The following is a 25122-nucleotide window of genomic DNA, read 5'->3' as shown; positions in this document are numbered from 1 at the left end:
CGGACTTATCATCGCCTCCAACGCCCCGTCAGACGGCCCCCACCGGAGGGATACGTTTGAATATTGCTTGAAGGTAGCCGGCTACTGCGTCGCTGGCCCGGTCACGTCGCCGTTCATATGGGCCGCTTTCGCGTGGCTGCCGGCGACCGATGCGGACAGATCGGATGCCGCCAGGGCGGTTGCCATCGCGGTGGCTTCAAGAATGTACTCATGCCCGCCGCTGGTGATCGTCTCAGCTGCGGTCGTGATGTTTCTCGCTTAAATGGGGCGCGACAGGCGTCCAGCCGTTCGGGCGTGAGGTAAGCGGCGGCATATTCCAGCGCGGGCTACGGCTTGGCTTTGGCGCAGGCATCCAACCGTTCGAGATCACATTCACAACGGTGTATCTCGACACAGACGATGGGCTTGGCGGCGCCAAGTCGATGAAGGGCACGAACGCCCCGATCACTGTGATGAAGGTCGCGCCAACCGGTGAAGGCGAAGTCGCCCCGATGGACGGCATTCCGCGCCGCTAAAGATAACTGTTCAGCATCGTCAGATCGTCAGGCGACAGCGCGACGCCCCTGGCCTGGGCGTCAGCGCGGATGCGGTGGCGCCGGTCTCCGGGCAGGCGCTGCTGCCCCGCCGCGCGCACCGTGTCCGACAGCTGCGCGACGCGGGCGGCAAAGCCGGTGCCGCCACGAGACGGGTCCATCACCAGCAGGAACTGCCCGGTCAGCGGGATCCTGGCGCCGGGATGGTCCGTCCAGTCGACCTCTGCCGAAAAGGCGCCGCCGGTAAAGGCGGCCGCAAGGATTTCGATGGTCATGGCGATCGACGCGCCCTTGTGGCCGCCGAACGGCAGCAAGGCGCCGCCGTCCAGGATTTTCGCCGGATCGCCGGTCGGCTGGCCATGCGCATCCACGCCCGCGTCAGCGGGCAGCATGTGCCCTTCGCGCGCGGCGATCTGCACGTCGCCATGCGCCAGCGCGCTGGCCGCCTGATCCCAGGTGTAGGGCGGCTGTCCATCGCGCGGGCAGGAAAACCCCATGGGGTTGGTGCCAAAGACCGGCGCCGCCCCCGGTGCCGGTGCCACCACCGCCATGGAATTGACCACCGACAGCGCGACCAGTCCGTTCTCGGCAAAGGGTTCGACATCCGGCCAGAGGGCACTGAAATGTTGTGAGTGGCGGATCGACAGCGCGGCGATGCCCTGCGCGCGAACCCGGTCCAGCAGCAGGGCGCGCGCGTGGTCCAGCGCGACCTGGGCAAAACCCCCGCGCGCGTCGACCCCGATCAGCGCGCCGTCGCCGGGGTCGATGACCGGCATGGCTTCCGGCTGGCCCCAACCGCTGTTGATCGTCGAAACATAGCCGGGGATGCGAAACACCCCGTGGCTGAGCGCGCCGTCACGCTGGCAGGCCGCGCAATTGGCCGCAAGAATGCCGGCGATATGCTCGGGCAGGCCCTGCCGCAGGAAGATCGCCGCCAGCATCTGCACAAGGTCGTCAAAGGGCACTCTGGTGTCGGTCATCCCTGCCCTCTGTGGCCTGTTGCGCGCGCAGGAGACCCCGGCGCGCGGCAGAGGTCAAGCCGGAGTCGTGCGGCCCGTGTTCTGTGTGGGGGTGTCAGGCTCTGCCGGGGCAAAAACCGTGATCGCGCCCCCGGCAGAGGTGGCGAAGGCGGCATGAAACGGAACGGGGGTCTTGGTATCGGCCATGGGCTTTCCTTTGCATCATACGAAAGCGGTCGGGACCGCGCAGCCTGTCGGTCTGCGGCGCAAACGCGTGTCCGTTCCGAATGTCAGGGTGCCGCGCTGATCTGGCGGCCAACCGGGATCGCGGGTCGCAGACCAGACACCACAACCCGAATACCCTTGAGTATCCAAATACCAGTGAGTATGAAAAATTCAAGCCCTCAAGCCAGCCATCATCGTCGCCAAAGGGAAAAAACCGCATGTCACCACGCATGACCCGCAAGGAAACCGTCCAGAAAACCCGCAGCCGACTGCTGGCCGCAGCCGAGACATTGTTTGCCGCGCGCGGCTACACCGGCACATCGCTCGACGCCATCGCGGCAGAGGCCGGATACACCAAAGGCGCCGTCTATGCAAATTTCAGTGGCAAGGAAACGATGTTCCTAGAGGTCCTCGGCACGATCGCGCGGCGTGATCTGGACCGGCTGATCGCCGCAATCGGCGTCGCGCAAGGGCGGCGCGAGGTCGAAGCGCTGCTGATCGACTGGGCCGGAGAGCGCGCGAAAAGCGGATCCTGGCCCCTGACGCTGATCGAGTTCGTGCGTCAAAAACGCGACGACACCGAAGTCATAGATCAGCTGACCGGGATTTTGCAAGCCAACTGGCGCGCTCTGGGCGCGGTGGTTGTCGGCCCGCTGGGTCTGTCCGAACCGCCGCTGCTCGTCGGGGCCGCGCTGCACGAAATCGCCTATGCCCCGGCGATGACCATCGTGTCGGACCCGTCTGCAAGTGACCTGATGCGGTTGTTTCTGGCCGCGCGCCACCAGATCAGCCGCCCTGATCCAGGGTGCCCTGCCGCATGACGCGATACTGCGCGCCCGCCTCCAGCGGCCCGGCGATCACCGTTTCGCCACCACTCGCCCAGCGAATCCGCGCTTGGCTTATCCGTCGCGCCGCACCAAGGCCAAAATGCGCCACCGGCGCGTCGAACGACATGAACCCGCCGCCCAGTTGCACCTCGCGCATCTGCGTGTGCCCGGTTGTGTCGGTGACGATGATCCTTGCGCCGATGCCGTCTCGATTGCCCGCCCGATCGTCAAGTGCGAAGCTGATCGACAGGCCCTGCGCGTTGTTGCGAAACACCGTCAGCGGCCCGTTCACCGGATGGGTCAGAAAATCCAGATCGCCGTCCCCGTCCATGTCGAACTGCGTCGCACTGGCGGTCATCAGGTAGTCTTCGAGCCCGAAGGGCCCCGAACTTTCGGTGAACCGCCCCGTGCCGTCGTTTTCAAAGAACAGGTTGGACGGAGACACCTCGTTGGGCACCCATGTGCCGTTGACGATATACACGTCCAGATCGCCGTCGTTGTCGAAATCTCCAAGCTTGGTGTCCCAGCTCCAGCCGCCGACCTCCAGCCCGCGCGGCCCGGCGCTGTCCCGGAGCGTCGCGCCGTCCCATTCCAGCAGCACGTTCGACCGCAGCACCTGCTGGATGCTGTCTTCGGCCTCTTGCGCGGTGACGGCGCGGACGGGCTGAAAATGCAGGTCGCAGTAGCTGCGCGGAATCGGCTGAGCCTCGGGGATCAGCGCACAGATCGCTGCATCTCCGCGCTGGATCGCCAGATCCTTGACCAGCATCGCCTTGCATTCCGCCTGATCCCGCCCCGACAGGTCGCGGCACTTGCTGGCATAGGTCGGATCGAAATTGTTGCCCGCCTTGTACCAGCTCTTGATCTGCATGTTGCGCGCGCAGACGACCTTGTCGTCAGGATCCTGAATGCCATCGCAATACTGCGTCAGCGGCTGCATCTTGAGCTTTTTCGACACGCCGGACGAGCGTCCGGAAATCTGTGCGAGATACAGCTCGGGGCGCAGGTTCCCCGACAGATCGCCGGTTCCGACCGCCATCGTGGTGGTCGTGACATGCGGCACGATACCATCGCCATGGGTGATCTGCGCGAACGCTCCGGCCCCGTCCCCCATGTAGATGTAATCGGGGATGTCGAAATCATTGCCGACGATCAGGTCGGCGGCGCCATCGTCGTCCAGATCGGTGAACAGGATCGACAGCGTCTCGCCGGGGATGCCGGGAAGATCGGTGACGCGCGCCCCGAGGCGGCCCGCCTCGTTCCACAGGATGCGGTTGCGCGATTCCTCGCCCGGAATACGCCGGTACCAACCGGCCGCCCAGTTGCCGAGCGCGAGATCCAGATCGCCGTCACGGTCCGGATCGCCAAAGCTGAGCGCCATGGCCAGCGGCGCCTCGGGGTCGCCGCCCGCCGCGATCGGTTCAGGCGGCGCTGCCCCGAAGGAGCCATCGACGTTGCGCCACAGATAATTGCCCCCCCGATAGGTCGCGACCACCATGTCGCGCCAGCCATCGTTGTCCACATCGACCAGGGCGGCGTTGAACACCGGCAGATCCGCAAGCACGCCCATATCCGCGTCGATACGGGAAAATACGCCGCCCTCGTTGCGATAGAGGTACAGCCCCGCCTCGGTCGATGCGATCACGAGGTCGACGTCGCCGTCCTGGTCGATGTCGCCGCTGGTCACGCTGCGCCCTTCCCAGAACGGCGGCCACATGTCGCGGAACGAAAATTCCAGCGGCTTGTCGATGCCGATCTCGCGCGCCTCAAGCCGGGTAAAGCCGGTTTGGGCGGGGGGCGATGCGTGGAAAAATCGCTGCGCGCTGATCTGGATACGGTCGGCATCGGCGCTGGTCACGACCCAGGGGTCGGCCTCGCCGGCCATCGCAGCCCCCCAGGAGGCGCCCCCCCCGCCCAGCAATTCCCTGAGCGCGCGCTCGGTCTGCCATTCGTGATAGCCCTGTGCCCCGATCCCGGCGAGATAGCCGCAGATCGCCACGGCGGCGGCCATCAAACCCCCGGCGCGCAGGCCCAGTGCCTGGGTCACGATGAACCACGAATAGACCGAAAAGCTGCCAAGCGTGAACAGCAGCGCCATGACATAGCCCTGATCCAGCCCCGCCGTCAGCAGTACCCCTGCCATCACCACGTCAAAGCCGATGGGCACCGGAAGGAACACACCCGCCAGCACCACAACCGCCAGTACCAGCGCCGAGAACCCCGTCGTCATCAGCGCCTCGCCGGGCAGAAAGATCGCCACGACCGTGCCCAGAAACCCCGCCAGGATCATCAGCGGGACGGTCATCCTGACGATGTACCAGAGGTTGCGCAGATAGGCGACGATCACGCCCAGCACGGCGGCCGGAACGCCTTCGGTCGGCGGGGGGCCCGCGCCAAGTTCGGCCTCGCTCCACGGCTGGGGGCGGCGCAGGTCGGGTGCGATTTCGGTGCGGGGCAGCAAACGGCAGATCAGCGGCACCGCGATCAGGATAATCAGCAGACTGAGCGCGATCTTGGTCAGCGCCATATACACCGGCATCAGGCTGAACAGCATCGTCAGCACCACGATGTTCAGCGTCGGCGAGGCGACCATCGCGCTCAGGGTGGTTTCCGCACGCAGCCCGCCGGTGTACATGCCGCGCGCGATAGGCGCGGCGCAGTTGACACAAACTCCAAGCGGCGTGCCGATCACCAGACCAAGCAGCGAATTGCTGAATCCACCTTCAAAACTCTTGCGCCGAAGATACGACCCGGCCGTCAGGAAGGCGGCTGCAAAGAGCACCCCAAAGGTCATGCCCTTCTTGTTGGTGCTGATCCAGTTCAGTGTCGACCGAAAGATCCGTTCCAGCAGCGTCATGTCGGTGGTGATCGGAAACGTCGCCTCGAAACTCAGGACGTCCTCAAGCTGGATCGCCCCGGACATCACCGCCTTTTCGTTCAGCGCCGGATAGCGCGAGCCGGTCCAGAACAGGTACGCCAGTACCGCGACGATGAGCAGCGCCAACAGGAAACGTTTCTCATAGGGTTTGTGAACGATCCCGGACAGGGTCATCGGGGGCCTCGTGATTTTACCGCCCGAAGGGGCACCTGGAAGTCATTGGATGAAATACTCAGGCAGAGTGCGCGATCCCGTTCCCCATGGTCAACCACAAAGCCCCGCCGGGTCACGCCTGCCAGTCAAACCCGCAGACACGCAAGCTGTCGCGAAAGGCGTCATAGATCCGCGCGCGTTGCGCCGGGCTGACATCGGCGGGGGTCACAAGAACGTTGCGCGAATAATCGGCCTTGGCGCGGCTGCGCAGCACGAAATCGGGGATTCCGAGTTTGTCCAGCAGCGGCGGCAGATCCTGTGCCAGCCGGTCGTAGCGCAAGATATGGGTCATCAGGCTCACGCGCACGCCATCGCAAATCTCGGTATAGGCGGCGACGGAATTGGGAAACTTGCCGTCCTCGACATACGCGTCCCAGGATTTGCGATAGCTGCCATCGGGGTTGTGCAGCGGCGAGTTGCGCAGCATGTGGAATTGGCTGATGCATTTTTCGACCGGCTCGCGTTCCACGCAGATCCGCGTCATGGAGTCGAACCTGTCGGCGCCAATCAGCGCGCGGATCTGCGTGGCGGGCATGTGGTTCTGAAACGCGGGCGTTCCATCCGGCCCCAGATAATTGCGCGCCACATGGCCCGGCTCGGGCGGCAGGATGGGGGTGACGATCGCCGCCTCCTCCAGCCGCTGGCTGAGATCGGTTTCAATGCTGGTGCCCGCGGTCTTTGCGGTCTTTACGAACACCAGCCCATGTCTGAAGGAAACAAGCGCCATGCGGTCTTTCTATCTTTCCTCGCTCAGCGCGTCATCCAGCGCGTCAAGCACAAGCGCCCCCATCCGGGCATTGCCATGCGTCGGATCGTCCGGCCGGGCATATTCGGGGCGGGGTCCGTCGGGGCCGGTGATCCGATCGCGGATGTCAAGAAATCGCGCCCCGGTCTGCGTCACCATCGGGATAAGCCGCGCCTCAAAGTCGCGCAAGGTCGGCAGGTAGCGCGCCGGGCCACGCTGCGGTGAATGCAGGAAATACACCCGTCTGCCATGCGCGTTAAGCAGCGCATAAAGCGCCAGCACCTGGGCGCGGGTGTCGCGGATCGTCTGCACCATGACCTGTTCCGAAATCAGCTCGGACCAGTGCGCCGCCCCTTGTGCGACCGTGAAATCGTGCAGGCGCCGGGCAAAGCGCAACGCATTGAAACCGGCGGTGCAAAGGATCGGACCATCATAGCGCAAAAGGTCGCGAAACTCCGCGACCAAGGACGCCCGCTTGGCACCCAGCAACAGGAAATCTCCGTTTTCGACCCGGTAGAACGGCTGTTCAAGGTCCAGCCCGGTGCCAATCGGCCCCCCCTGAATCGGACGCCCCGCCGCCCGCGCGGCAAGGCCGATGGCAACCGCGTTCGAATCGCCCAGCAGAAACACCGGTCGGTCAGTTGCCATTGTAATAGTCCAGAAGGAAATCCTCGCAGACGAGGACGTCGTCATCGGTTCCGCCCGCAGGCCGGGCGTCGGGAACCTCGTCGTCCGGCGCGCCGTAAAGCCGGACAAAGCAGTCCATGATGAATTTCACACCCCAGGGATCGACCGTGCGCAGGTTCGGCGCGTAGAACATGCCCCGGAACGGCGGCGCGGTCACCAGCTCGTAGCTGGGGAAATAATCCACCCCGTCCTGCCGTGCGAGGCTGCCCGCCACCGCGCGCAGCACGGATTTTGTGTAGGTGTTGGCCACCAACGCGTGGCCCTGCGGTTCCGCCGTGGCCGTCAGCGGTACGGGCGACACGGTCAGGATGATCTTCAGCGCCGGGTTCAGGCCGCGCAGCCGGTCAAGCGACCAGGCAAGGTCTTCGTACAATTGCGGATATTCGAAATTCACGAATTCATGCAGGTCTGGGTCGAACCGGCCCGCCACGGTGCCCGGACAACCGGAATAAAACAGCCCCGTGTGCCTGTTGCGCCAGGCCTCGGTCTGGCCAAGGGTCAACACAAACACCGTCGCATCGGTCACCGACCGGCGCAGCGCGTCCAGCGTGCGCCGCCGGGCGCGTCGCAATTCAGCCAGATCGGCAAAGCCGCCGGGTTCGATGCCCGGCCGGAACGCATCCTGCACGCAGGCGCCATCGTCCCAGGTTTCCAGATCGTCCGGCGCCCCATCCAGCGCCCAGCCCAGCCACTGGCGCAGCATCGCCGGGGTGTAGATATTGCCGGTCCGCACGCTATAGACGCCATAGTTGAACCGGGCGTGATGTGCCGGGTCGAGCATGGGCGGGGCAGGTTCGGCGACGGGGCAGTCGTAACCACGCGCCACCAGAACCTGCCGCAGCCGTTGCGCAAAACACGACCCGGCCGTGACCACGCGATCCTGCCGCGTGATCCGAAAGCCCGGATCGACAAGATCGGTCATGCCGAGGGGGCCGGGTTCGACGACACCGCTGCGCCAGAAATTCCGGGACGGCAGGGTCTGATACGGGTTCCTGATGTCTGTCATGCGCTGCGGACCCCGGAAAAGCCAGTCGTTCAAATCATTTGCAGCTTAAGGGGCGGATTGGTTGCACACAAGGCCCGGTTCGGGCAAGGGCCAGGCCCCGCCCATTGTCGTTTGGCCCTATTGCGCGGCAAGCTTGGCCGCTTCGCTTTCCAGGCCGGCAATCTTGTCGGATTGGCTGGAAAGTGCGGCCTGCTGTTGCAGCGTATACAGCGTCAGCTCTTCGATCTTTTCCAGAAGCGCCATCTGCATTTCGCTGAGGTTGATGCCACCGGCCCCGATTTCGCGCGCCGAAGGGATCTTGGGCAAATGGCCATTGGCGTCGATGAAATCGCGCACGTCGGTCAGGCTCGGCAGATCGTAGCCGTCTTCGAACACATGATGGGGCACGTTCAGCGTTGTCGCCCCCGAAACGAAACTGCCCGTGATGGTCAGATCGCCGGTATTGGACAGCAGAAATTCCGGGCCCGGCGATGTCGGCGTGCCGATGCCGACATCGCCATCGACATACAAGGCATTGGCGATCGCGCCCGCCTCGACCAGAAACGGCGTACGCCCGCTGTCGATATCGTCGATGGCGAAATCGTTCGCGCCGCCATTCGCCGATGCGTTCGCCGTCAGCTGCCAGTCGTTGCCGGGAAAGCTTGCAGAGTTCGACGCATCGACGAACGAAATTCGCAGATTGTTTTCTTTCAGGCGAATGGTGTCGAACCCGAAATCCTCGCCATTGACTCAGTCTGTACCGACACACAAAGGCTGAACGGGACAATCACATCGTCGGCCTGACCGATGTCCGCCGCGGCAGGGGCCGTGAACATCAGCATTACATACGCCGCGCCCGATTGCGGCGAAAAGGTCAGCCTGTTCATCAGCGTCTCGATGTTTGATGAAAGAGCCTTGCCCGGCCAACCCGACCACCCCAGCGGTTTACTCTTCCTGAACATCTTTGGGGGTTATGATCACATTCCGGGACACAACGAAATGTCCCGTCATGTAAAAGGGTTTCTTCATCGACGTCTCGCCCTGGTCACCGCGACCGTTGTCGACGGGATTGACGATCTTGACGGTTTCCCCTGTCGCTGCGGAGATTTCGTAGCGATAGACGCCATCGACGCTTTGCCGGCCGTCCAGCCGATAGACCGGGGTACCGGACTGCGCCTCGATCGTCTGGATCTGCCCGTCCGGCGCGACCACCTTCATGGTGGCACCGCTCAGCCCAAGCCAGTTTTCGAACCACACGGCGTTGGAATTATGCTGCTGGATGGGCTGAGGCTCGGCGGCAAGGACAGCCCCCGTCGCGAAAGCCCCCGCCGCTACGGCAAGCGCCGCCTTGAAGATGTTCAGAAACATTCGACATTTCCCTTGACGCCACAGTTGGTCGCAAATGCGGAACAGAGTGACACGCAGTTTCCGCCCGGATTGAAGACAAACAAGTTGCCCGATCAGACACATGCCCGCCTGCTGCGCGCGTGAACGACGCGGCCCAGACTGCGGCGGGGACCGCGCGCAATGCGCAATGCGGCCCCCGAAACTTGGGTCACTTCTGTACGGGCGTAGAAAGATCCGCCCGCAGCGCGCTGATTTCGGCCTGCTGTTGCAGCGTATACAGCGTCAGCTCTTCGATCTTTTCCAGAAGCGCCATCTGCATTTCGCTGAGGTTGATGCCACCGGCCCCGATTTCGCGCGCCGAAGGGATCTTGGGCAAATGGCCATTGGCGTCGATGAAATCGCGCACGTCGGTCAGGCTCGGCAGATCGTAGCCGTCTTCGAACACATAATCGGGCACGTTCAGCGTTGTCGCACCCGAAATGAAACTGCCCGTGATGGTCAGATCGCCGGTATTGGACAGCAGAAATTCCGGGCCCGGCGAGGTCGGCGTTCCGATGAAGAAATCGCCGTTGAAGCTGGCAAGCTTCCATTCCGGGGTCGCGGCGGCAGCGGTGGTGTTGTTGAAGATCATCGTGACGTCGCCGGAATTTTCCAGCCTCACCATATCCTTCAACCCCCCGGTAGCCCGCCTGATGTGCAGCGGATAGGACGGGTTGGCCACGCCCATCCCGATGTCATTGTCGTTGTCGATGTAAAGCGCGTTGGTGTCCGCGTCCGGTTCGATGCGAAACGGCAATTTCGCCCCGTGCGTCACGTCGCGGATGAAAAAATTGGTCTCGTTGCCGGCGATATCCCAGACTTGCGAACCAAAGCCGCTGGATCCGTCCTGTTCAAGCCGCAATGTCGGAGTGTTGCCATCGACCGCGTGCACTTCGACAACCGGCGTTGACGTGCCGATGCCGACATCGCCATCGGAATCGACATACAAGGCATTGGCGATCGCGCCCGCCTCGACCAGAAACGGCGTGCGCCCGCTGTCGATATCGTCGATGGCGAAATAGTTCGCGCCGCCATTCCCCGAAGCGTTCGCCGTCAGCTGCCAGTCGTTGCCGGGAAAGCTTGCAGAGTTCGACGTATCGACGAACGAAATCCGCAGATTGTTTTCTTTCAGGCGAATGGTGTCGAACCCGAAATCCTCGCCATTGACGCAGTCTGTACCGACACAAAGGCTGAACGGGATAATCACATCGTCGGCCTGAACGATGTCCGCCGCGGCAGGGGCCGCGGTCAGAGCAAGCATCGCGGTGCCGCCAAACAGGGCCAGGGTGGTTTTCATGCTGTGATTCTTCATGGGGAAATCTCTTTCAAAATGGACGCGGGCAGAAACGCTGTGGGCGCAGATTAACGCAAAACCACCCGATCACAACGAAATTTGACCACACGTCAGCATGTGGCCGCGGCTCAGTCGTGACTCTGTGCCGCCAGCGCCTGCGCTTCGGTTACCTGCGTTGGCAGCATGTTGCGTGACAGAACGGCGTTCAGCGCCACCGCGTCACGCAGCCCGGCCGCACTTGCACGCATCAGCCACATGTACCCAAGCACATAGTCCTGCGGCAGGCCCCGGCCTTCGAAATACATCCAGCCAAGATTTGCCATCGCCGCGGGCAATCCCGCCTGTGCCGCAGCGTGCAGCATCTGAGCCGCGCGCACAAGTTCGCGATGGGTGGCGTCGCCACGATCCAGCACCAGCCAGCCCGCCTGGAACTGCGCCACCGGATCGCCTGCGCGCACCGCCTCCATCATGCGCGCCAGCCCTTCGGGACTGGTGTCCGGCGGGCCGAACCGGGGATCGTACAGCGGCGCAGCCGGGCCGTTGCTTTGGATTTCCGTCTTGTACCGGCCCCCCTGGCGGTACAGATTCCCGGCACGCGCCTCGTCCAGCGGCACCCCGAAGGCGTTCTCGTACATCACCCCGAGATTGGTCATCGCCTGCGCGACCCCCCGATCGGCGGCGGCGGCGAAAAGCCGGGCGGCACGGTCGTAATCCTGGGCCACGCCCTCGCCGCGCGCATACATCAGGCCAAGGTTGTTCTGCGCCCGGCCATTGCCCGCCGCCGCCGGGCCTTGGTAAAGCCCGCGGGCGCGGTCCAGGTCCTGCGCCACGCCCGCGCCGTTCTGATAGAGGACCCCAAGACTGACGGCGGCATCCTCGTGGCCCTGATCCACGGCCTTTTGATACCATTGCGCGGCATGCGCCGGATCGACCGCGCCGACCGGGCGATTTTCCAGCGCAACCGCATAGTCGAACTGGTGCTGCGCCGCGCCCGCTTGTGCCGCCCGCCCGAACCAGACCATCGCCGTGTCGATGTCCTGCGCGACGCCAATCCCCTCGTACAGGTATTTCGCCAACTGCGCCTGCGCGGCGGCGTTGTCCTGCGCGGCAGCTTTGGCGAACAGATCCGCGGCGCGGCCAAAATCCTGCAAGACGCCCTGCCCGGCGTGATAGCGCAGCCCAAGCAGGTAGAGAGCCCCGGCGTCGCCGTCGGCCGCCGCAGATTCAAGCCGGGCCAGCGGCACCTGCAGGGCGCGCGCTTCGTGGGCCTGTGTCGGGGGCACCGTTTGCTGGGCGAGCACGGCCTGCGCGCCGACGCCCGACAAGCAGGCCGTCAGCGCCAGCACCCAAGACGGCATCATTCGGCTGGCTCCACGCCGCCGGGGGCAGCGTCTTCGGGTGCGCCAGGCATCGCGACCGGCGTGCCGGGGTCCGCCTGGGCCACAGCGGCAAAGAACGCCCGCACCCGCGCCTGTGCCGCGGCCTCTTCTTCGGGGGGAATGAGATCGCCGATCACGCCGCGCAACTCGGCGGCGGCGTCGTTCCCCCCCGCGGCGGACACGTTCAGCCAGGCATGGGCCATCAGGTAATCCTGCACGACCCCTGCGCCCTGCGAATACATCCGGCCAAGTTCGTACTGCGCGTCGGTGTCGCCCATCTGCGCCGCCGTGCGAAAGCTTTCCGCAGCCCCGGCGGGCTGCGCCCGATCCAGCAGCCAGCGCCCCTGCGCGACAAGCGCCGGGCGCAGACCTTCGCCGGCGCGCGCGGCCAGCCAGGCCTCGGCATTCACATCGCCCGTTCCGGCGGCGGCCAGCACCCAGGGGACGGCCTGATGCGGTGCGACGAGCCCGTCGAGCCGGCCCCTGGCCGCCAGCGACCCGAGGTGCGGGGCGGCCTCGGGCTGGTCTTCGGCCAGCGCCTTGCGATACAATGCGACCGACGTTTCGAAATCGGCGGCCATCGCGTTGGCAAGACCGGTTTCGGCAAGCTGCGCCAACCGGAGCGTGGCCGGCCCATGGCCCTGCCCGGACGCGTTCCGCAACGCCTGCAACGCCTGGGCGGGGTCGGCGGCGCCGCCATCCTCGCCCAGATAGGCCAGCCCCAGCAAGTATAGCGCCCTCGCAGATCCGGCCTGCGCCGCACGTCCCAGCCAGCGCCGGGCCTCAGCCGGATCCTGCGCGACATCGCCCCCTGCCAGGTGTTTTGCCCCCAGCCTGCCCTGCGCGGGCAGGAACCCCGCCTCGGCAGAGCGCCGCAGCCACCGCATCGCTTCGGTCGGGTTTGCCGGGACGCTGCCGCCAGACTCATAAGCGTTGGACAGATAGAATTGCGCCTCTGCCTCGCCGTTTTCGGCGGCGCGTGTCAGCCAGTCCAGCGCCGCGCCCGTGTCGAGCGCCGTGCCCTTGCCACGCGACAGCGCCCGGCTGACCTCAAGCTGGGCGCCGGGGTGCTGTTGCTCGGCAGCGGCAAGAAACCAGTTATAGGCCATCGCGGCATCCTGCGGCACGCCGGTGCCGCCATCGGTCAGCAACCCAAGCAGATACTGCGCCTCCGCGTTGCCACGCGCGGCGGCCTGCGACAGCAGTCCGGCAGCACGCGCCGGTTCGCGGGTCGGCCCGCCCGGAATGTTGCTGAGGTAGACCCGCGCAAGCAGGGTCGCCGCATCGACGTTGCCCCCCTCGGCTGCGCGCGACAGCCAGTGATCGGCCTGCGCCACGTCGACCGGCCCGCCGCGCCCCTCAAGCAGGACACGGCCGTAGCGATAGGCGGAAAAGGCGTCGCCGCGCTCTTGCGCAAGGCGGCGCAATCCGGCGCGCACCGACACGAAATCACCGCGCGCCCAGTCCGCTTCGATGTCGGACATCTCCGGCATGGGCTGCGCCTCGCGCGGGGCGGACAGACCTGCGCCGGGCGCGGCGCCCTCCTGCGCCCAAAGCGCGGACACGCCCGCAAGACAGGCGAAAATGGTAAGCGTGGTCAATAATTTGAATGTCATGTCAACGCCGGTAACTGAATGGGTACCAGACCATGTGTCCGGCGTGGCCGAGCCTATGCGGCACCCGGTTCCATTTCAACACCCGTCCCGGTCATGTCGGCACGAGATGCGCCGCGCGCAGCAGCCACAACAGCCCGGCGGCGGCACAAAGCGCGCTGCCAAACGGCAGTTTCAGGTGCCGGCGCAACCGGGCGCGCCGCCATGACACCGCGCCCGCCAGCCCGCCCAGCGCCGCCATCAGCACCACAAGCGGCAGATCGAAGGGGCCGGCAAAGGCCCCCAGGCCCGCCATCAGCTTGACATCGCCAAGCCCCAGCCCTTCGCGCCCTCGCAGAGCCCGGTAGCCAAGGCGCAGGGTCAGAAAGGCCCCGCTGCCCAACAGTGCCCCGGCCAGCGCCTGTCCCGGCGGCGGCCAGATCGGCGCCCCCACCAGAGCCGTGCCCGCCGCGGCAACCGCGCACAACGCCAGAACGAGGACATCGGGCAGACGAAAGGCCCGCGCATCCGCCACCCCCAGCGCAAGCAGCAGCCACAGCCACAGCAGGCTGACCCAGACCTGCACGGCGCCGCCTCCCGCGGCCACCGCAAGCGCCGCAAGCCCCGTCGCGGCGATCTCGACATACAAAAGCCAGGACGGGATCGGCGCCGCGCAGGTGCCGCAATGCCCCCGGCGCAGGCAGAACGACAGTACCGGCACCAGATCCGCAGGCCCGAGCCGCGCGCCGCAGGCCCGGCAGGCGGACGGGCGCGTCACCACGTCTTCGCCCCGTGGCAGCCGGTCGGCCAGCACCGCCAGAAACGAGCCGACACACGGCGCAAGCAGCAGCGGCAGAAGGGTCGAAAGCAGCAGGTCGGGCACGGTCCGGAAACTCCTGATGCAAGAGATGTCGGCAGCGATGGACAAGCCTTCATCCATCTTCCTATCATGGCGTCGACCAGAAGGACCGCTATTTAGATGAATTGTCAATTTCGTACATCCCGGCGCGACGCGGGCCAGTGTCTTTCTGACGACAGCGTCGCCGCCCGACGCGCGGGCGATGCCTGCCCGAGGGCGCGGCGTTCCGCCGTTGCTTTTCCGGGAACGCGGCGTTCCGCCGACGACGGCTTCTCGCTGCTGGAGCTGATGGTCGTGGTAGTCATCCTGTCGCTGCTCGCCGTGGTGATCGTACCGCGGGTGATCGACCGACCCGATCAGGCCCGCGTGGCGCGAGCGCGTGCCGACATTGCCGCCATCACCAGCGCGGTGAACCTGTATCGGCTCGACAATTTCCGCTATCCCACGACCGAACAGGGCCTTTCGGCGCTGGTGTCCCCGCCCGCCACCGATCCGGTTCCCGCCAATTGGGCCAGCAACGGATACATGGACCGGATGCCAGTGGATCCCTGGGGGCAGCCTTACCAGTATCTCGCCCCCGGCGTTCACGGCGATTTCGACATTTTTTCCTACGGGGCCGATGCGGTGTCGGGCGGCAGCGGCACGGATGCGGACATCGGGTCATGGGCCATCCAGTGACGGGGCGCGACACCGGATTCACCCTGGTCGAGCTTCTGATCGTGGTGGCGATCGTATCGGTGCTGGCGGTTGGGGCAGGCTTGGCCGTGTCCCGCGCTCCGGCGGCCGACCGCGATCTTTCCCGGTTTCTCGCGGCGCTGAGCCGCGAGCGTGCGCTTGCGGTGATCGGCGGCCAAAGCCGCGGTCTGGTGATCGGCGCGCGAGGCATGGCGGCGGTGGGCCGCGACGCCTCTGGCTGGCAAGTCCCCCAGCACATGGCCCCCTGGCGCGGGCGCGTCACCCTGACGGGCGAGCGGGTCGCGAATGGTCCCGACATCGTCTTTCTGGCCAACGGGGCGGGATCGGCGTGGCGGATCACCTTCAGCGGCGACGGTGGCAGCCGCCGCTGCGCAGGTGAGGGAATGACAGAACCGACATGCTCGGGCGGCTGACCGCCCCCCGCGGCGCACGCGGCCTGACCCTGCTTGAACTGGTCATCGCCATCCTCGTGCTGTCGCTGGGCAGCCTTGCGGCGCTGCGCGCCACCGATCAGTCACGCCGTGCCATCGGCGGCGAAGAGCCCCGCCTGCTGGCCCGCGTCGCCGCCCGCAACCGCGCCGAGGAACTGCAACTGTATGGCAGCCGGGGTCCCGCCCTGCCCGGCGACGTGTCCCTGATGGGGCAAACCATCGCCATTGGCACCCGAACAGCGGCGACCACCGGCGGCCTGCTGCGCGCCACCGTCACCGCGCGTGCCGCCAGCGGCGAAGGCGCGATGCTGACTGTTTACCTGCGCCCCGACGGCTTGCAATGACGCGCGATTCGAAACAGCGCGGCCTGACCCTGCTTGAACTGGTGATCGCCATGGCGCTGTTCGCAATGGTCGCGGTAATGGGGGTGCAAAGCCTCACCGGCATGATGCGCCTGCACGACGGGCTGTCCGAGCGCGACAACCAGAACGCCGCGCTGTCGCAGGCGGTATCCTTGCTGCGCCGCGATCTTGGCGCGGTGCTGCCCCGCCTCTTCTACCCGCCGGACGCTGCTGCCCCCCAATCGCCGCTGCGCTTTGACGGGGGGCAGTTCGCCATCACCACCGGCGGGCAGCCGCTGTTGGTCAGTCCGCCGGGGTCGGTGCCCGGAACGGCCCTGCAAACCGATTGGCCCCAGCGCGTCGAATGGCGGTTTGACCGTCGCACAGCCACGCTTTGGCGCGGCGCATGGCGCGATCTGACCCCGGCTTCGACGCACGCGCGCGGCGCGGATGTGCCGGTGCTGCAAGGGGTCACCGCCGTGCGCCTGCGCAGCTACTGGCCCCAGGTGGGCTGGACCGAGGGCACCGCACCGCCCGGCTCCGCCCAGAGCGCCGCGACCCTAGACGCCGACAGCGCGTTCATCGCGCCTGAAACCTATTCCGGCACCCTGCCCCTCGCGGTTGAAATCGTGCTGGTTCTGAACGGGCGCGGCCCCCTGCGCCTGATCGAGGCGCTGCAATGAAGGCCAGCCCCGGCTTCGTGCTGGTCAACGCGCTGGTGCTGGTCGCCGCGCTGGCGGCGCTGGCGGTGCTGTTGCTGGCCCGCGCCGAAGGCGGGCGGCAGCGGCTGGCGGGCGGCATCGACGCCGAACAACTGACGCTGAACCTGGACGCATTCGAGGCTCTGGCGCTGGCGCGCATCGCCCGCGATGATGGCCACGTCGATCACGCGGACGAAGCCTGGGCCGCCCCCGCTGCCACCCTGCGGCTTGACCGGGGCAGCGTCGCGGGGAGGATTATCGACCAGCAGGGCCGGTTCAACCTCAACTGGCTTGCGGGCGGGACCGGGGGCGGCATGGACGGATTTCGCAGCGACGCGTTCGACCGGCTGTGCGCCCGTCTCGGTGTGTCCAGCTCTGCCAATGCCGCGCTGCGTGCCTTTTTGCGGCCCGGCGGCCCGGCGGACCCCGGCGCTTACCTTCTGGCCGATCCGCCGAGCGCACCGCTGGGCGGCAGTCTGCTGATGGTGTCGCAGTTGCGCGCCGTGCCGGGGCTGCCCCCTCGCGCGCTTGCCCGGCTCGCCCCCCATATTGCCGCACTGGATGGCGCAAGCCGACTGAACATCAACACCGCCACCCCGCAGGTTCTGGCCGCGATGCTTCCCACCCTGTCGCAACCCGCCATCGACCGCCTGATTTCGGCCCGCTCCGCCAATCCCTACACGGCCGTCGATGCCTTTCTGATCGACGTCGGGCTGGCGCGTGCCGGGGATGAACAACAGGCCGACGACACCCCCGAACAGCTTTCCGAAGACATGATCTCTGTGCGCTCGGACTGGTTCCTGGCCCTGATCGACGCGCGGATCGACACCCGCAGCGCCACCAGAGAGCTGCTGATCGAACGCCGCGCGCTGTCCGAAGGCCCGCGCATCGCCTGGCGCGTGACGGTGCGGCCATGACGGCGGTTGCGGTCGCCCGCGGGCGCGGGCATCCTGACCGCAACGGAAAAAGGGCAAGACCGGACATGACGGCAGGCAGCGGGCACGACCGCGAGGAACCGCAGGTCACACTTGTGTCCGGCGCCGAGGTGGCGCTGCTGACGCTGGACTTGCCGGCGCGCCTGCGCGGACAGGCCCGCGAACAGGTCGCGCTGCGGATGCTGTCCGACCGGCTGGGTCTGGGGCCGGGGGAGTTTGCGATGCGCCCCTTTGCCAACGGATCCGCCCCCTGGACGCGCGTCTTTGTCGTCGCACGGCCCCTGATCGACGCCTGGCGCGACGGCCCAACCCCCGTTCTGCCCGACTATCTTGCCCTGCCCGCCGCAAGCGGAATCTGGTGCGTGACCGAAACAGATGACGGCATGCTGTGCGCCCGGCTTGGGCCGGATGATGGCTTTGCCGCAGTGCCATCCGTGGCGATGCTGCAACTGACCCGCGCGCTGGCGCGGGACGGCGCCCCCGGCGCGCTGCTGCTGCCACACCGCCTGCCCGCGCTGGCGGACTGGGCGGACCGCCAAGGCATCCCCGTGGCAACCACTCCCGACGCGGTCGCGGCGCTTGGCCTGCCCCGACCGCACGATTTCGCCCATGGCGAACTGGCCTGCGATCTGCGCCGCGACCCGCTGGCCGCGCGCTCGCGGCTGGAACGACAGGTGCTGCCATGGCGCTGGCCGGTGCTCGCCGCCGCACTGGCGATGGCGCTGTGGGCGGGGGCGCAATACCTTGCCATCGACCGGCTGGACCGCGCGCGCGCCGGGATCGACAGCACCACGCGCGCGCTGGTGCGCGAACAGGTCGTGCCCTCGGGGCCGATTCTCGATATGCGCGTTCAGGTCGCCCGCGCGCTTGCCGACGCGCGCGCCGCGCAGGCGATGCAGCGGGGCGCCGAAGACCCCGTCGCGCTGACCGCGCGCGCCGCCGGCATCGTCGCCGTCTCCGATGCCCGGCCGCGCGACATCGCCTGGGCCTCGGGCGAGGGCCTGACGCTGGTGCTTCTGCTACCGGATTTCGCTGCGACCGACCGCATCGCGGCACAGCTTGGCGACGCCGGCTTCGCCGTCGCGATCACCGAATCGCTTGCCCGCGAAGGCGGCGGTGTGCGCAGCACGCTTTTGCTGCAACCGGAGGCGCCCCGATGATCGACCTTCTGCTGCGGCTCGCCCCGCGCGAACGGATGCTGCTGGCGGTGGCGGCGCTGCTGGTGCTGCCAGCGACACTGGGGCTGGGCGTGCTGCTGCCGCTGGCCGACCGGCGCGCCGCCGCCGAACAGGCGCTGAACGACGCGGTGGCGCTGGACCAATGGGTGCGTGACCGACTTGCGGAACAGGCCGCGATGCCGCGCCTGGCCCACCGGGAAAACGCCCCGGTCGGCACGGCGGGCATCGAAAAGGGGCTGATCGCGGGCGGGCTGCGCGGCGAAGTCTCGACCCTGGTCACCGGCGCCGACGGGCGCATCGAAATGGTCTTCGACGCGGTCGACTTTCTGCGCCTTGGCGGCTGGCTCGGAGCGCAGGCGCCGCATTGGGGCTACGACATCCAGAGCTTTCGGATCGAAGCCACCGACACCCCCGGCGTCGTTACCGCGCGGCTGTCGCTGACACCCTGAGCAGTGCCGTCACAACCGCGCCAGACGCGCGTCGATCGCCGCGGCACGCCCTGCCATCGCGCCCAAAGGGTCCAGCGCGGGGGAATTTTCAAGCACCTCGGCCAGCGCCCTGCGCGCCGATTGCAGCGCGGCCGCGCCGGTGGCGGTGTCTCCGGCCGCCAGGGCCGCGATGCCCATTTCGTGCTGCGCCGTGCCCTGCACCGCAAGCGCCGCGCCCCGCGCGTCCCCGGTCTGCCGCGCTGCCAGACCGGCCGCGATCCGCGCCGCGTCGCCAAAGCGGCCCGCCCGCAGTTCGCCATGGGCGTATTCCAGTTCGATCCGGGGGGCGAGCGGCCCTGCGTCTTCGATCAGCGCCAGGTACTGACGGCGCGCCCGGTTGTACTGGCCATCCTCAAGCGCATCGCGCGCCGAGAAATACTGCGCCTTGAAACCGCCGCCCGCGCCCATCCCGACATCGCACCCAAAGAGCACCGCCAGGCCGGCGACCAGCGACACGGTGCGCCCATTGACGTAAGAAGCCCTGTGCATATCCTGCCCGATCCTGTTTATAGTTTTGCCGTCACCCCTATCATCTTTGGCCCTTTGCCGCCACAAGGCAGGCCGACAGCCCTGCGGAAACGCCTTCACATGCGCATCCTTGCCACGCTTTGCACCCTTGCCGCCCTCACCGCAGCGATCTGGGCCGGGGCGCAGCTGTGGCAGCAGGTCGCGCGCTGGCAGGCGGATGCGGCGCCCGCCCTGGCGCCGGCCAATGCCCCCGCCCTGCCCGTTCCTCCGCCCCCTGCGCCACCTGCGCGCTGGCCCGCGATTTTTGGCGAACCGCATCCCCCCGCGCCGCCCGAACCGCCTGCCGCCGAGCCGCAACCGCCCGGCGCGCCGAAACCTCCGCTGGACAGCCTGGGCTATCGGCTCAGGGGCGTGGTGCGCAGCCATGACAAGCTGTGGGCGCTGGTCTCGCACCCGACGGGCGAAACGCTGGTGCGGGCGGGCGACGTGATCGCGCCGGGCATTCGCGCGCTGCGCATCGCGGCCGAGGGGCTATATATCTCGCGCGACGAAGACGCCCCGGAGCTGCTGGCCTTTCCGCAATAGGGCCTACCCCGCAACCACCGCCTGCAAATCGAAGATCGGCAACAGCACCGCCAGCACGATCACCAGCACCAGCGCGCCCACCAGCATCATCAGCATCGGTTCCAGCAGCGCCGCGATGCGCTTGCGTTCACTGGACAGGCGATGTTCCACCAGCGTGGCGGCGCGTTCCGTCATTCGCGCCAGCCGGACCGAGGTTTCGCCCGCCTGAACAAGCTGTCGTGCCACGGGCGGCAGAAAACTGAGCCGTTCCAGCGCCGACGACAGCGCCTCGCCCTGGCGCACCGCCAGCGCAACGGCTTCGCCTTCGGTGCGAAAACGGGCCACGGTCAGCACCTCGACCGCGCTGTCGGCGGCGGCCAGCACCGCGTGCCGGCTGCCCAGTACCAGCGCCAGGGTGCGCAGATATTGCACCGACGCCGACAGCCGTTTCAGCCGCCCCGCCAGCGGCAGACGCAGCACCAGCAGGTCGCGCCGGTCGCGTAGCGTGCCCACCCGTGACGACAGCGCCGCAAGCACCCCAAGCCCGGCCAGAATGCCTGCAAGCAGCACAAGATGCGCCCCGATCCAGTCCGAGATCGCCAGCACCCCCTGCGTGAGTTCCGGCAGCGGGCGGTCGGATGTCTCGAAGATCGACACGATCTCGGGCGCGACGCTGACCATCAGGATGGCGCACACCACCACCGACACCGCCGCCACAAAGGCCGGGTAGACCAGCGCGCCGATGATCTGCGCCCGATCGGTGCCGATCCGGTCGAGATGGTCGGCAAGCTCGGCGAACACGCTGGCCAGTTCGCCCGCGGCCTCGCCCGCCCGCAGCGCCGCGAGGTAATAGGGCGGAAACCCCGCCCCGGCCCCCGCCAGTGCGTCGCTCAGGGGGGCGCCGTCGAGCACGGCCGCGCGCGCCCGTGCAGCGATGCCGCCCAGCGCTGACGGCGCGCCGCGCCCGGCGGCCTCCAGCGCCGCTTCGGCGGGCAGTTCGGCGGCCAGCATCACCGCCATCTGCCGGGTGAACACCGCCCGAAGATCCGCCGACAGCCGCCGTCCGCCCCGGTGCCCCCTGCCTGCGGTCACACGGGCGGGCCGGATGTCGGAGGCGAACAGCTCGCGCCTCGACAACCGGTCGGCGGCGTCCGCTTCGGTTTCCGCGACGATGCTGCCGGTGCGCCGCTGACCGCGTGCGGAATAAGCAATATAGTCGAACGCCCTCATGCCACGTCGCCGACAACGCGCAGGGTCTCGGCCAGGCTTGTCTGGCCGGACGCCGCAGCCGCCAGCCCCTGCCCGATCAGGGTTTCGCCCGCGCCCAGCGCAAGCTGCGTCAGCGCGGTTTCGGTGGCGCCCTGATCGATGGCGGCGCGCAGGCGCCCGCCGACTTCGACCATTTCAAAGATGCCCACCCGGCCCGCGTGGCCGCTGCCCCCGCAGGCATCGCAGCCGACCGGCTCATACAGCGTATCCGGGGCCGGCATAAGGTGCCGCGTGAACAGCGCCGAGGCATCGGGCGACACCGCATGCGGGCGCCGGCATGCGGGACACAGCTTGCGCAACAGGCGCTGCGCCACCATGCCCCGCAGCGTTGCCGCGATCAGAAAATTGTCTATGCCAAGATCGCGCAGCCGCACCACGGCACCAATGGCACTGTTGGCGTGCAGCGAGGAAAACACCAGATGCCCCGTCAGAGCCGCCTGCGCCGCGACGCTGGCGGTTTCGGGATCGCGGATTTCGCCCACCAGAATGACATCCGGGTCCTGACGCAGCACCGCGCGCAGGCCAACCGCAAAGGTCATGCCGATGTCGGCGTTGATCTGGCTTTGGCTGATGCCCGGCAGGTCGTATTCGATCGGATCCTCGACCGTGACGATGTTGCGCTCGCCGCGTTCGGCCAGTTGCAGCAGGGAATACAGCGTCGTCGTCTTGCCCGCCCCGGTTGGCCCCGTGGCAAGGATGATGCCATTGGGCAGCGACGACATGCGCGCCAGCAACGCCTGTTGCGCAGCGGCAAGGCCCAGCGCGCCCAGCGGCATCAGCCCCGCCGACCGATCGAGGATGCGCAGCACGATACGTTCGCCGTAATGGCCGGGCAGCGACGACACCCGCGTGTCGATCATCCGCCCGCCCAGAGACAGTGCGATGCGCCCGTCCTGCGGCAGGCGCGTTTCGGCGATATCCAGCCCCGCCATGACCTTGAGCCGCGACACCACACGGCGCACCGGCAGGTCGGGGCGGTCCATGATCTCTTGCAGGAACCCGTCGATGCGCATCCGCACCCGCAGCCCCTTTTCGTGCGGCTCGACATGCAGGTCCGACGCTCCGCTCATCACCGCGCGGCGCAGCAGCCGGTTGACCAGCTGGATCACCGGCGCGTCCCCGGCATCGTCCAGAAGGTCCCGCTGGCGGCTTCCCGCGGGGGGGTCTTCAAGGTCGAACAACAGTTCGGACTCCGAGCCCCGTGTCAGCCCGTCATCGCCGCCGTCGTACACCCGCGCCAGCGCCGCCTCGAATCCGGTGCGGTCCAGCTCTTCGACCTGCGGCACCATCCGGGCCAGCCTGCGCTGCGCCTCGCGCAGACCGGCAAGCCCCGCCTCGGGGCCGGTGACAAGCCGGGTGCCGTCGATCAGTACCTGCTGGTCGCGGGCAAAGGCAAAAGGCAGACGCGGTGTATCCATCGCGCTACCCTCAGTCGCCCGGAAACCGCAGCCGGCTTGGCAGCGGAGGGTAGTTCCGGCGCTGCGCCACGTCGTCGACAAAGCCCGCATCAAAGGGTTGGTTCAGGTCCACCCCGTCGAATGGCAGCGCCTGCGCCGGGGTGCGCGGGCCGCGCTCGGCGTTCAGTGGAGAGATGGCGCGGCTGGCCTCGCGCGATTTGGCGGCGATGTGGCGGGTCATGCGGCGAGCCTCGTCTTCGGTTTCCACCACCTGCGGGCGCAGCAGAACCAGCAGAACCCGCTGGGCACGTTCGGTATTCTTGGATCGAAACAGCCCGCCCACCAGCGGCAGGTCGGACAGGCCCGGCACCGCCTGCCCCGCGGCGCCAGAGCCGTTTTCCAGCAGCCCGCCCAGCAGGATGACATGGCCGTCCCGCACCAGCACGGTCGTCGACAGCGCGCGTTTCGAGGTGATCTCGCCACCTGCCGAGCTTTGGGCGCTGGTCAGGTTCGACACCTCTTGCTGGATCGCCATCTTGACCGTGCGGTCGGCGTTGATCTGCGGCGTGACGGTCAGCGTCAGACCCACGTCCTGGCGTTCGACGGTCTGGAACGGGTTCTCGACGGCGCTGTTGCCGACCGTGGAATAAGCGCCGGTGACAAAGGGCACGTTCTGCGCCACGACGATCTCGGCTTCCTGATTGTTCAGTGTCACGATCGACGGCGTCGACAGCAGCCGGGTCGAGGTTTGCGAGGCGATCGCCGCCAGAAACCCCGCCACGCCCGTGTCGCCGTCCGGCAGCCCCGCCAGCACGCCGCCCGATCCCGCATCGGCGGTTTCGCCGTTCAGAACCGAGGACACGAGGCTGGTCAGGCTGGGCCGGTCCCCCAGCGAAAACTGCGCGCCGCCGACGATGGCGCTGTCCAGAATGCCTGCCCACTGCGCCGACAGGTCGGAAAACGCCGACACCGACATTTCAAAGATCACCGCTTCGACCAGCACCTGACGGGGCCGCTTGTCGAGATAGCCGATCATCGCGACGATGTCGGCAATGCGTTCCTGCGGGGCGGAAATCAGCAGCGTGTTGGTCTGGGGCTCGGGCACGATGCGCACGGGCGCCTGCGTCGCGCCTTCGGAGGACTGGCTTTCGATGGCGCGCAGCACCACATCGGCCAGCGCCGCCGCATCCGCATAAGCCAGCGGCACCGCCCGGCTGACCACGTTGTCTTGCTGCGTGTCCAGACGCGCGACCAGCATCTGCACTCGTTCGATCACCCGCATCGGGGCCGACAGGACGATGGCGTTGGACCGCCGGTCGACGCTTATCGCCGCTCCCGCGGGCAGGATTTCCATGCTCTCGACCACTTGCGCCACCTCGGCGGCGTTGGCGTTGCTCAACTGAATCATCTGCACCGGCAGTTCGCGCGGCTGGTCAAGCCGGGCGATCAGCGCCGAGATACGTTGAAAATTCTGCCCCCGATCGGACAGGATCAGCAGGTTGGACCCGGGCAGCGGGGTCAGCACCGCCTCGGCGGGCAACAAGGGGCGCACGACCTCGACGATGTCGGTCAGCGGCACATGGCGCACCTCGATCACGCGGGTTTCATAGGCCCCGGTTCCACCAGAGGCCGCCGCCCCCGACGCCAGTTCGCGCGCCCCGTTCATCGCCACGATGCGGTCGGCCCCGGCGCCTTCGATCAGTGCAAGGCGGTTGATTTCCAGCACCGACAGAAACACCTCGTACAGTTCCGCCGCGTTCATTTCATCGGGGGCAAGCACGGTGACGGTGCCGCGCACCGCCGGGTCGACCACAAAGCGCCGCCCCGTTGCCTCGGACACGACTTCAACGAAACTGCGCAGGTCGGCATCGCGCAGATCCAGCGTGACCTGCGCGGCGGCGGGTGGCGGCATAAGCGTGCCGGACACCATAAATGCAGCGACCAGCGCGCCTCGCGCATGCGCCGCAATGGCTGCAAAGCCTCGTCCGATACCGGATTTCATCGCATCCCTGTCCGCTGTGAGCCTGTCATGTCAGTTGCCCGTTCGGCGGGTTCTGATCTGTCCCGCCTTGTTGCGGGGCAGTATAGCCGC

The 25122-nt window shown here is 67.2% G+C and carries 28 protein-coding genes; 11 read left to right on the top strand and 17 right to left on the bottom strand.

What is annotated here, in order from left to right; translation table 11 throughout:
• Positions 1-262 (top strand): hypothetical protein (locus tag ATI53_RS23665; protein WP_211315402.1); only part of this gene is annotated, 262 nt, incomplete at its 5' end.
• A gap of 118 nt (positions 263-380) precedes the next feature.
• Positions 381-515 carry a hypothetical protein gene (locus tag ATI53_RS24235; RefSeq protein ID WP_009504903.1) on the top strand — a complete coding sequence of 45 codons (135 nt, stop codon included), beginning with the start codon at positions 381-383 and terminating at the stop codon, positions 513-515.
• Here the strand turns inward: ATI53_RS24235 and ATI53_RS17140 are convergent.
• Both ATI53_RS17140 and ATI53_RS24230 read right to left on the bottom strand, forming a co-directional pair.
• Positions 512-1513 (bottom strand): Ldh family oxidoreductase, encoded by a 1002-nt coding sequence (locus tag ATI53_RS17140; protein ID WP_111550953.1) that lies wholly within the window; start codon positions 1511-1513, stop codon positions 512-514. The two genes, ATI53_RS24235 and ATI53_RS17140, sit on opposite strands and share 4 nt — an antisense overlap.
• A gap of 54 nt (positions 1514-1567) precedes the next feature.
• Complete coding sequence (locus ATI53_RS24230) at positions 1568-1699, bottom strand: hypothetical protein (protein ID WP_009504905.1); 132 nt, start codon at positions 1697-1699, stop codon at positions 1568-1570.
• 236 nt (positions 1700-1935) lie between these two features.
• Between ATI53_RS24230 and ATI53_RS17135 the strand changes: the two genes are divergently transcribed.
• The gene (locus ATI53_RS17135) at positions 1936-2538 is read left to right on the top strand and encodes a TetR/AcrR family transcriptional regulator (protein ID WP_170134604.1); all 603 of its coding nucleotides are present in this window, start codon (positions 1936-1938) and stop codon (positions 2536-2538) included.
• On the opposite strand, the gene ATI53_RS17130 is transcribed toward ATI53_RS17135, so the two are convergent.
• The 11 genes from ATI53_RS17130 to ATI53_RS17085 form a co-directional block, all read right to left on the bottom strand.
• Entirely contained in the window at positions 2504-5596 is a 3093-nt protein-coding gene (locus ATI53_RS17130; protein WP_009504907.1) for an FG-GAP-like repeat-containing protein, read from the bottom strand. The two genes, ATI53_RS17135 and ATI53_RS17130, sit on opposite strands and share 35 nt — an antisense overlap.
• A 112-nt stretch (positions 5597-5708) precedes the next feature.
• Positions 5709-6362 (bottom strand): hypothetical protein, encoded by a 654-nt coding sequence (locus tag ATI53_RS17125; RefSeq protein ID WP_009504908.1) that lies wholly within the window; start codon positions 6360-6362, stop codon positions 5709-5711.
• A 9-nt stretch (positions 6363-6371) separates the two neighbouring features.
• Entirely contained in the window at positions 6372-7028 is a 657-nt protein-coding gene (locus ATI53_RS17120; protein WP_146609949.1) for a hypothetical protein, read from the bottom strand.
• Complete coding sequence (locus ATI53_RS17115) at positions 7018-8073, bottom strand: GSCFA domain-containing protein (protein WP_111550954.1); 1056 nt, start codon at positions 8071-8073, stop codon at positions 7018-7020. Before ATI53_RS17115 ends, ATI53_RS17120 begins: the two co-directional genes overlap by 11 nt.
• 117 nt (positions 8074-8190) lie before the next feature.
• Positions 8191-8583, bottom strand: a complete 393-nt coding sequence (locus tag ATI53_RS17110) for a hypothetical protein (protein WP_111550950.1) — start codon at positions 8581-8583, stop codon at positions 8191-8193.
• A 179-nt stretch (positions 8584-8762) separates the two neighbouring features.
• Positions 8763-8939 carry a hypothetical protein gene (locus tag ATI53_RS23395; protein ID WP_170134603.1) on the bottom strand — a complete coding sequence of 59 codons (177 nt, stop codon included), beginning with the start codon at positions 8937-8939 and terminating at the stop codon, positions 8763-8765.
• 58 nt (positions 8940-8997) lie between these two features.
• Positions 8998-9420, bottom strand: a complete 423-nt coding sequence (locus ATI53_RS17105) for a hypothetical protein (protein ID WP_111550949.1) — start codon at positions 9418-9420, stop codon at positions 8998-9000.
• Between the two features lie 187 nt (positions 9421-9607).
• Complete coding sequence (locus ATI53_RS17100; protein WP_009504915.1) at positions 9608-10750, bottom strand: hypothetical protein; 1143 nt, start codon at positions 10748-10750, stop codon at positions 9608-9610.
• A gap of 110 nt (positions 10751-10860) precedes the next feature.
• Positions 10861-12093: an SEL1-like repeat protein gene (locus tag ATI53_RS17095; RefSeq protein ID WP_111550948.1), complete on the bottom strand. Its 1233-nt coding sequence runs from the start codon at positions 12091-12093 to the stop codon at positions 10861-10863.
• Entirely contained in the window at positions 12090-13727 is a 1638-nt protein-coding gene (locus ATI53_RS17090) for a tetratricopeptide repeat protein (RefSeq protein ID WP_083840630.1), read from the bottom strand. The genes ATI53_RS17095 and ATI53_RS17090 overlap by 4 nt, the downstream gene beginning before the upstream one ends.
• Positions 13728-13818: 91 nt before the next feature.
• Positions 13819-14643, bottom strand: coding sequence for a prepilin peptidase (locus ATI53_RS17085; protein WP_111550947.1), 825 nt, complete (start codon positions 14641-14643; stop codon positions 13819-13821).
• 39 nt (positions 14644-14682) lie between these two features.
• Here ATI53_RS17085 and gspG point away from each other — a divergent pair, with 39 nt between their 5' ends.
• The 7 genes from gspG (at position 14683) to ATI53_RS17050 (ending at position 19293) form a co-directional block, all read left to right on the top strand.
• Positions 14683-15240: a type II secretion system major pseudopilin GspG gene (gspG, locus tag ATI53_RS17080; RefSeq protein ID WP_111550946.1), complete on the top strand. Its 558-nt coding sequence runs from the start codon at positions 14683-14685 to the stop codon at positions 15238-15240.
• A complete protein-coding gene (locus tag ATI53_RS17075) occupies positions 15225-15671 on the top strand; it encodes a prepilin-type N-terminal cleavage/methylation domain-containing protein (protein ID WP_009504920.1) in 447 nt (148 codons plus the stop codon). The genes gspG and ATI53_RS17075 overlap by 16 nt, the downstream gene beginning before the upstream one ends.
• A complete protein-coding gene (locus ATI53_RS17070; protein ID WP_009504921.1) occupies positions 15656-16033 on the top strand; it encodes a prepilin-type N-terminal cleavage/methylation domain-containing protein in 378 nt (125 codons plus the stop codon). Before ATI53_RS17075 ends, ATI53_RS17070 begins: the two co-directional genes overlap by 16 nt.
• Complete coding sequence (locus ATI53_RS17065; RefSeq protein WP_111550945.1) at positions 16030-16713, top strand: type II secretion system protein GspJ; 684 nt, start codon at positions 16030-16032, stop codon at positions 16711-16713. The genes ATI53_RS17070 and ATI53_RS17065 overlap by 4 nt, the downstream gene beginning before the upstream one ends.
• Entirely contained in the window at positions 16710-17648 is a 939-nt protein-coding gene (gene gspK / locus ATI53_RS17060) for a type II secretion system minor pseudopilin GspK (protein ID WP_111550944.1), read from the top strand. Before ATI53_RS17065 ends, gspK begins: the two co-directional genes overlap by 4 nt.
• 65 nt (positions 17649-17713) lie before the next feature.
• Positions 17714-18826: a type II secretion system protein L gene (locus tag ATI53_RS17055; protein WP_170134602.1), complete on the top strand. Its 1113-nt coding sequence runs from the start codon at positions 17714-17716 to the stop codon at positions 18824-18826.
• The gene (locus tag ATI53_RS17050) at positions 18823-19293 is read left to right on the top strand and encodes a type II secretion system protein M (RefSeq protein ID WP_111550942.1); all 471 of its coding nucleotides are present in this window, start codon (positions 18823-18825) and stop codon (positions 19291-19293) included. The genes ATI53_RS17055 and ATI53_RS17050 overlap by 4 nt, the downstream gene beginning before the upstream one ends.
• Before the next feature lie 9 nt (positions 19294-19302).
• On the opposite strand, the gene ATI53_RS17045 is transcribed toward ATI53_RS17050, so the two are convergent.
• The gene (locus ATI53_RS17045; RefSeq protein ID WP_111550941.1) at positions 19303-19821 is read right to left on the bottom strand and encodes a hypothetical protein; all 519 of its coding nucleotides are present in this window, start codon (positions 19819-19821) and stop codon (positions 19303-19305) included.
• A 99-nt stretch (positions 19822-19920) separates the two neighbouring features.
• On the opposite strand from ATI53_RS17045, the gene ATI53_RS17040 reads away from it, so the two are divergent.
• Positions 19921-20385 carry a hypothetical protein gene (locus tag ATI53_RS17040; protein ID WP_009506042.1) on the top strand — a complete coding sequence of 155 codons (465 nt, stop codon included), beginning with the start codon at positions 19921-19923 and terminating at the stop codon, positions 20383-20385.
• Between the two features lie 3 nt (positions 20386-20388).
• On the opposite strand, the gene ATI53_RS17035 is transcribed toward ATI53_RS17040, so the two are convergent.
• The 3 genes from ATI53_RS17035 to gspD are packed head-to-tail and all read right to left on the bottom strand — an operon-like array spanning position 20389 to position 25032.
• Positions 20389-21594: a type II secretion system F family protein gene (locus ATI53_RS17035; RefSeq protein ID WP_111550940.1), complete on the bottom strand. Its 1206-nt coding sequence runs from the start codon at positions 21592-21594 to the stop codon at positions 20389-20391.
• Positions 21591-23051 (bottom strand): GspE/PulE family protein, encoded by a 1461-nt coding sequence (locus ATI53_RS17030; RefSeq protein WP_111550939.1) that lies wholly within the window; start codon positions 23049-23051, stop codon positions 21591-21593. The genes ATI53_RS17035 and ATI53_RS17030 overlap by 4 nt, the downstream gene beginning before the upstream one ends.
• A gap of 10 nt (positions 23052-23061) precedes the next feature.
• The gene (gene gspD / locus ATI53_RS17025) at positions 23062-25032 is read right to left on the bottom strand and encodes a type II secretion system secretin GspD (RefSeq protein ID WP_111550938.1); all 1971 of its coding nucleotides are present in this window, start codon (positions 25030-25032) and stop codon (positions 23062-23064) included.
• Positions 25033-25122 lie beyond the last annotated feature (90 nt).

It is taken from the genome of Salipiger aestuarii (assembly GCF_003259905.1).
Classification (GTDB): domain Bacteria; phylum Pseudomonadota; class Alphaproteobacteria; order Rhodobacterales; family Rhodobacteraceae; genus Salipiger; species Salipiger aestuarii.
Note: the sequence above shows the minus strand (reverse complement) of the source record. Positions and strands in the feature narration are given on the sequence as shown.